The sequence below is a fragment of the Ruegeria sp. CDSA246 genome, assembly GCF_059611225.1.
Window position 1 is genome coordinate 1 of record NZ_JBXWPD010000039.1, and the last position, 7,265, is coordinate 7,265.

Annotated in this window: 7 protein-coding genes; 1 reads left to right on the forward strand and 6 read right to left on the reverse strand. The window is 54.0% G+C overall.

Going from position 1 to position 7,265, the window contains the following annotated elements:
- Nucleotides 1-394: 394 nt before the first annotated feature.
- The 6 genes from AC2FI9_RS22510 to AC2FI9_RS22535 are packed head-to-tail and all read right to left on the reverse strand — an operon-like array spanning nt 395 to nt 6,021.
- A complete protein-coding gene (locus AC2FI9_RS22510) occupies nt 395-1,186 on the reverse strand; it encodes an SDR family NAD(P)-dependent oxidoreductase (protein ID WP_496770947.1) in 792 nt (263 codons plus the stop codon).
- A 21-nt stretch (nt 1,187-1,207) separates the two neighbouring features.
- Entirely contained in the window at nt 1,208-2,005 is a 798-nt protein-coding gene (locus AC2FI9_RS22515) for an SDR family NAD(P)-dependent oxidoreductase (protein WP_058277032.1), read from the reverse strand.
- Nucleotides 2,002-2,820, reverse strand: coding sequence for an ABC transporter permease (locus AC2FI9_RS22520; protein WP_282169969.1), 819 nt, complete (start codon nt 2,818-2,820; stop codon nt 2,002-2,004). The genes AC2FI9_RS22515 and AC2FI9_RS22520 overlap by 4 nt, the downstream gene beginning before the upstream one ends.
- 9 nt (nt 2,821-2,829) lie before the next feature.
- The gene (locus AC2FI9_RS22525) at nt 2,830-3,681 is read right to left on the reverse strand and encodes an ABC transporter permease (protein ID WP_282169970.1); all 852 of its coding nucleotides are present in this window, start codon (nt 3,679-3,681) and stop codon (nt 2,830-2,832) included.
- A gap of 22 nt (nt 3,682-3,703) precedes the next feature.
- The gene (locus AC2FI9_RS22530; protein ID WP_058277121.1) at nt 3,704-4,861 is read right to left on the reverse strand and encodes an ABC transporter substrate-binding protein; all 1,158 of its coding nucleotides are present in this window, start codon (nt 4,859-4,861) and stop codon (nt 3,704-3,706) included.
- 38 nt (nt 4,862-4,899) lie between these two features.
- Nucleotides 4,900-6,021, reverse strand: a complete 1,122-nt coding sequence (locus AC2FI9_RS22535) for an ABC transporter ATP-binding protein (protein ID WP_058277029.1) — start codon at nt 6,019-6,021, stop codon at nt 4,900-4,902.
- Nucleotides 6,022-6,148: 127 nt separating this feature from the next.
- On the opposite strand from AC2FI9_RS22535, the gene AC2FI9_RS22540 reads away from it, so the two are divergent.
- On the forward strand, nt 6,149-6,973 hold the full coding sequence (locus AC2FI9_RS22540; protein WP_282169971.1) for a helix-turn-helix transcriptional regulator: 825 nt from the start codon (nt 6,149-6,151) through the stop codon (nt 6,971-6,973).
- Nucleotides 6,974-7,265 lie beyond the last annotated feature (292 nt).

The window sequence follows — 7,265 nt, forward strand, 5'->3', positions numbered from 1 at the left end:
GACTTCGGAGAGAACCAAGACCCCGGCGGACAACAAATCCAACGCCCTTGACAATACCGCGATCAGAGAACCGCTTCGAGCCCAAAGCGGAAGTGCTCCATCTCTGAACCAAGCAGGCGCAACAAACTATTCGCCGAAGTCACCAGCTGCGTCGCAGAAAGAAAAGCGGCCATTCATTCAAAGCGCAGCGAACTTTGGTACGTCGATGTCTGAGTTGCGGACTTTCCCGACCTTCGGCTGAAATGCTCCAGAAGCCGCATCCGGCCCATTGCAGTCATTCGTCGTGAAAGTTCTCGCCGCATTGCGGCTCCACCGATCCAGCCATTCGCTGCGCCGCCAAAGTGATCGTGCAACTCAAAGTCCGATGGTCATGATTGTCCTATTCGCTTGGCATTTAACCTTTTGCGTACCAGCCGTTGTCAACATAGGTTGCATTGCCGTTCACAAAGCTGGCCTCATCAGATGCAAGAAAAACCACCGCCGCGGCCACTTCCTCTGGATAGCAAATGCGTCCCTGCGTTGCCGCCATCCCAGAGTCTTCCCATTCCTGTCCGGCGGCGTCCAACTCTGCTATTTCCTTGAGGCCATGCGCCGTTTCAACAAACCCAGGGCAGACCGCGTTACACCGGATGCCCGCATCGCGATATTCGGTTGAGATCGTGCGCGCCAGTTGAAGAACCGCGCCTTTTGACATGCAGTAGACTGACTCCAACGCATAGCCCAGTTCAGCCGCAATAGACGAAGTAATCACGATTGAGCCGCCGCCATTTGCGCTCATGTCCTGAACCGCACGACGGCAGGTCAGAAAGGCCGATTTCACGTTTACATCCATCAACCAGTCATATTCTTCTTCGCTGGTTTCATGCATCGCTTTGACGATGATGGTTCCTGCGTGATTGAACAGGACATTATAGGATCCAAAGGCTTCAAGGGCAGCGTCAAAGGCAGCATTGATCTCGGCGTCCTTGGTGACATCAGCATGAAAAAATGCCGCCTCACCACCTGTGTCGCGGATCATGTCGACTGTTTTCCGACCCTCTTCATTCTTGATATCAAAGATGCTGACCTTGGCACCTTCTTCGGCAAACATCAGCGCGGTGGCCCGCCCCATTCCAGTGGCTCCCCCTGTAATCACGGCAACTTTTCCCGCGAGGCGGCCATTGGGTGTCTTGAGGCTATTGGTCATATTGGTGCTCCGTACAGAAGTTCAGATGCATTCTCCGCCATCGATGACCAGCGCATGGCCCGTCATAAAGGTGGACATGTCGGAGGCCAGAAACAGGATTGAATCGGCCATTTCTTCGGTCGTGCCCCAGCGTCCCATCGGAATGGTTTCAGACACGTAGTTTTCTAGCTTTTCGCGCCCGCCCATTTGCACTTCGAAACCGGCGTTAAACGGCGTGTCGATAAAACCCGGACACAGGGCGTTAAAACGAACATTGTGTTTGGCATAATCTGCGGCCATCTGACGGGTCATGGCGACCACTGCATGCTTGGTAGTGGCATAGGCAATCATTTCGCGGTCGTATTGCACACCCGAGTTTGACGAAGTGATGATTACACTGCCACCTCCCTGCTCGCGCATGGGACCCACCGCAGCGCGAGCCGCGATAAAATGCGACCGCACGTTCAATCGCCAGGACATGTCCAAACCTTCAACGGGCACCTGCTCAAGGTTGCCTTCAACCTGATAGCCAGCGTGAGAGTGCAGGACATCAAGGCGCCCGTAAGCTTTGACGACTCTGTCGACCTCGGCTTTGACTGCCTGATCGTCGGTGACATCTAGCCCTCTCGAGGCCGCCACCAGCCCCTCGCCATGTAAGTCTTCGACCACATGCGCAGCCTTGTCGGCGTCCAGATCTGTCACAATAACTTTGGCGCCATGACGGGCCATGGCCATTGCCCCTGCCCGGCCAATTCCTGATCCGGCGCCTGTCACCAGAACAACCTTGCCGCCGAGTATCGGAAAAGGTCGGGCCTTAAGAGATTTTTCTGCAAGGGTCATCGGGACTTTTTACCTCCGCGTTGCAGCAACAACTGGGCGGTAATCAGCAGTAACAGAGACACGCCCATCACCATCGTTCCAATCGCGTTGATTTCAGGTGTCACACCGCGTCGGATGGATGAGAACACATAGATCGGCAGCGTCGTTTCTGAGCCCGCCACAAAGAACGCGATGATGAAGTCGTCGAAGCTAAAGGTGAAGCTCAGCAAAAAACCCGCCAGGATGGCCGGAAAGATCATCGGCAATGTCACCTGTCGGAACGTTCCCATCGGCGTGGCGTAGAGATCCGAAGAGGCCTCGGTCAGCGCGCGATCCATCCCCGCGAGCCGTGCCCGTACGATAATTACCACAAGCGCCATCAGGAACATCGTGTGGGCGGCGATCAGCGAGCCGATGCCCATGCGCAGCTTTGGCGGCTTGAACCCGTCCGGCCAAATCGCCGCAATCAGCGGGTTCAGTTGGTCAAATACGGTGACCAGCCCGATCAAAGTGGCGATCCCAATTACAATGCCGGGGATCATCACCGCAACATAGATCAGCAGATCAAAGGTAGCTCGCACGGGACCACGAATGCCCTGCAGGGCGACGGCGGCCATGGTGCCAAAGACGCTGGCAAACAGCGCCGAACAAAATGCCACGATCAGGCTGGTTTCCAGCGCGTCCATCACGAACGGATTGGACAGCGCCTTGCCATACCATTTGGTTGAGAACCCCTGAAGCTGGCTCGCGTGTCGACCGGCGTTAAAGCTGAACAGGGCGATGACACCGATAGGAATGTAGAGAAAAAGGTAAACGCAGATTGCATACAGTCTCATCGCATAGCCTCACATAATCGATACGTCTTCACGGCTTGCGCCGAGGCGGCTAATCAGCCGCATGTAGATCGTGACGGTAATCAGCATGACGACCACAAGGGTGACAGCAACCGCCGACCCATAGGCCCAGTTGCGTGACTGCAGGAACAGGTCGACCAGTGCATTGCCAACAAAGAACACTTTGCCACCGCCCAGCAGAGCCGGGATCAGGTATTCGCCCATCAACAGGATAAAGACGAGCATGCAACCAGTCGCAATGCCGGGCACCGAAAGCGGGAGCGTGATCTGAAGAAAGGTCTTCCACGGCTTTGCGCCCAGATCAGACGACGCCTCGAGCAGGCGTTTGTCGAGTTTGTCGAGGCTGACATAGATTGGGAACACCATCAGCGGTAGATACCCATAGATAATCCCAACCAGCACCGCAAACGGCGTGTTGATTAGGCGTAGTCCCTCAATTCCGACCCATTCGAACAAGGCAGGTATCCCGCGTCCACCCAGCAGGAAAATCCAAGCGTAACTGCGGATCAGGATCGACGTCCAGAATGGCACGATCACCAGAACCAACAGGATGGTTTTCCACCTCGGAGTCGTTTTGACAGCGAGAAAGTAAGCCAGGGGATAGGCGATAAGCAGCGCCGCCATGGTTCCTAACGGCGCCAACGTCATCGTATTTTTGAACGCTGCCCAGCGTGCAGGAAGGTTGGTGTATTGTTCCAAAGTGAGAGCGAGCTCAACGCCACCTGACGAGGCTCGCTCTCCAAAGCTAAAGATGAAGACAACTGTTAACGGAATGATCAGCATCACGAGGAACCAAGTTCCCGCAGGTGCCAACAACAACCAGTTGCGTGTTCTATTCGTCATGTTGTCTTCACCTTAGTTCAGATCAGGCCGACTTGAACCGAGCCATCAGCTCGGCGCGGTTCGGATCGGTCAGAGTGACTGCGGCCCCGAATTCCAGTGGGCTCAAAAGCTCCTGAGCCGGGAAGATGATCGGATCATTCTTCAACTCTTCGGGCAGTTGATCATATGTTCGGGAATCTGCCGTCGGATAGCCGTGCGCCAGCACTTCTTTGACGTTAACATTCGGATCCAGCATGAAGTTGATCAACGCATAGGCCGCTGCCTTGCGCTCGGAGCTTTTGGGGATCGCCCAGTAATCGCTCCAGATTTCGCCGCCCTCTTTGCCAAGCACATAGGCGATCTCGGGTATGTCGGTGTTCAGCTGCTTGCCGTCGCCGGACCAGCAGATGGTCAACCAGGCATCCCCATTACGCATACCCGGCTGATAGTCCGACGTAATGGCAAACAGATGTGGCTTCACGTCAATCAGCAGTTTCTCGGCATCGGCCAGCTCTTTCTCGTCAACCGAATTGAACGAATAGCCAAAGGCGTTCAGGGCGCTGCCAATCGTGGTCAGCTGATAGTCGTGCACGATGGTACGACCCGAGAACTTGCCCATGGTGATATCAAAGAACTCTCGCCATGATGAAATCGCATTTCCACCATTGTGCTTAGTGTTGACGGCCATGCCGGTCGATCCCCAGTTCTTGGGAACACCATAGAGCTTACCGTTGACTGAACCTGCCTCGGCGTAGCGCGCATCAAAGGCCGACGCATCATAGTTCGGCAACATCGACGTATCCAACGGTTCGATCAGATCCTCTTTGACGTAATCTTCAAACGTGTAGTTGGTGGGCACATAGACATCCCAACCGGTGGCACCGGCCTGCAACTTGGCTAGCATTTCTTCGTTCGAGCCAAAGACGTTGACCTGCACATGTGCGCCGGTCGCCTCAGTAAAGGCGTCAAAGTTGGCCAGATCATGATAGTTCGGCCATGTAGCCAGAACCACGCGATCACCAATATCGCCAGCATATGCAGGTTGTGGGCGCAAACCGGGCACCGAGGCCCCCATCACAGCCGCTGCCGCACCAAGGCCGGTTACATTCAGGAAATGGCGCCGCGTGATTGAGCCTTTCCGGTAGCTTTCCAGCTTCTCCATGAACTCCTTCTTGGAGATATGGTCGATGGTCTTTGTCATTTTCTTTACTCCCTTTTGCATGGTTGTTGTGGACGTCGTTAATTTCGGTCGAGAATGAGCGCCGCCGATGTCTCCCACGAGACCAGGGCTTTGTCGCGGACGGCAAAAGCACCTTCGCTAAGGTCCGCCTGACGCGGAGCGAGTACGAGGAAGTCACCAAGGGTTTCGTGCGTCACCAGGTATTCAGTGTGTTCGCCAAGAAAAATTCGGTTGTGGACTTCGACCTCAAGACCTTTGCCCTGACGGCGCAGTTTCATTTGTTCAGGGCGCACGCTAACGCACACCTCCTGCCCGTCGACAAGACCATCACCGGGCATGCCCTGTATCCGCATTCCATTGTCCAGAAGCACCTCAGACAAGCCGTCCGTCGAACGCTGAAGTTTGCCATTAAAGAAGTTGGACGTGCCTACAAAATCAGCGACATAGCGAGAATTTGGGCGATCATACAACTCTTGCGGGCTACCGATCTGCACAATTCTGCCGTCCCGCATGATGCAAATGCGATCGCTCATCGATAGTGCCTCTTCCTGGTCGTGTGTCACCAGTACAAAGGTGATACCCAACTGGCGTTGCAGATCCTGCAGTTCGATCTGCATCTCCTTACGCAACTTGCGATCAAGCGCGGCCATGGGTTCGTCCAGCAACAGGAGTTTGGGCTCATTGATGATAGCGCGGGCCAGGGCCACGCGCTGTTGCTGGCCGCCTGACATCTCCCAGATCTTGCGATCCTCAAAGCCTGCCAGTTGCACCACATCAAGGGCTTTGCTCACCCGTTCCGAAATCTCTGCCTTTGGTATGCGCGGGCGGATCTGGCGTAACCCGTACCCGATATTTTGCGCCACGGTCATATGTGGGAACAATGCATATTGCTGAAACACCATGTTCACCGGACGGTGGTGCGCTTCGAGCGTGTTCACCACCTTTCCATCCAGCAACACATCCCCTTCGGTGGGGGTTTCGAAACCTGCCAGCATCCTCAAAGCTGTTGTCTTGCCGCATCCGGACGGGCCTAGAAAGGAAAGGAACTCGCCCTCGGCAATCGAAAGGTTCAAATCACTGGCGGCCAACACTTCGCCAAAGCGCTTTGTCACTCCACGCAGTTCTGCGATCGGTTTTTTGCCAGCTGGCTCAACCTCGCCAACATATCCCCCGTTTTCCATTTATTTCTATCTTTTTCCGATTTGTTGACTACTATCTATATTGGAAAAACTGTAAGAAAAACTTGTTTCAGTGTATATACCATGTTTTTAGTATATCAATCTGAATAGCAGGGCGCGGAGGAGGATCATGAAAGCTTTGTACGAAGCAACCGGCACGCTCATTGACGCTATCGGCTCAGAGAGCTTTGCACAAACCTTGTCTGATACGCTGAGGCAGATCACCCCGTTCGATTACACTGTTGTATTTGGATATTTTGGCCAAGCCCGCCCTTTGGATTTGTATGACGATTTCCCAAAAAATAAGCGCAAGGTCTTTGTTGAGGACTATCAGGAAGGCCCATACTTGCTTGACCCATTTTATCTTGTTTGCGAGACCGATTTCGTTCCCGGACTGCATCGAATTCGCGATCTGGCACCGGACAGGTTTTTTCAGGGCGAATACTATCGCAGCTATTATGCCCGAACCGGGCTTGCGGAAGAAATGGGCTTTGTGATCCGGCTTCCTGAATCCGCCAGTGTGGTTGTTTCCGTGATGCGTGAGCAAAAGGCTTTTTCAGCCAAGGATTTCCGACAACTCAATGAGTTTTGGCCCATTGTGCAGGCGACATGCAAAAGACACTGGGACGATCTTGCCAACCGGTTTGGATCTGTTGAAGGCGAGGTAGCAGATGATGATCTTTATCAAAGCGTGGCCCTTGCTTTTACCAATTTCGGACAGGGTGCCCTGACACCAAGAGAACGCCAGGTCGTCGAATACACGCTCAAAGGTCATTCCGCAGACGCTGTGGGGCGCATCCTCGAAATTTCCCCCGGCACTGTGCGTATCCACCGAAGGAATGTTTATTCAAAACTGCAGATCCGATCTCAAGGTGAGTTGTTTTCGAAGTTCATAGATGAATTGGTTTCGGGCGGACACTCATCGTTGTCGTCCAAATCACTGAACGCTAACTGAAGCCGATCGCCTTGGAGCGTACTTGCTCCAACTTCTTTTCACGAACGGTGAAGGCGAGGCAGAGCCCCTGCAAAACATAAAAACGTCTGAGTGTTCTGTGGGGTGTGAAGAAAGCATGCTCCATATTCGAACGGGACGCCTCCTGAGGCCTCATTCATCCATCTCGAGTGACCGCTTTTCTATTTTGGCTTGCATTTCATGCGCCTGCAGCGAATGACATGGTGTGATCGCGGTGGTCGCTCTCCTTGGGCAAACGAGGCCTGATATTATCAGCCTCACCAATCAAAAGCCG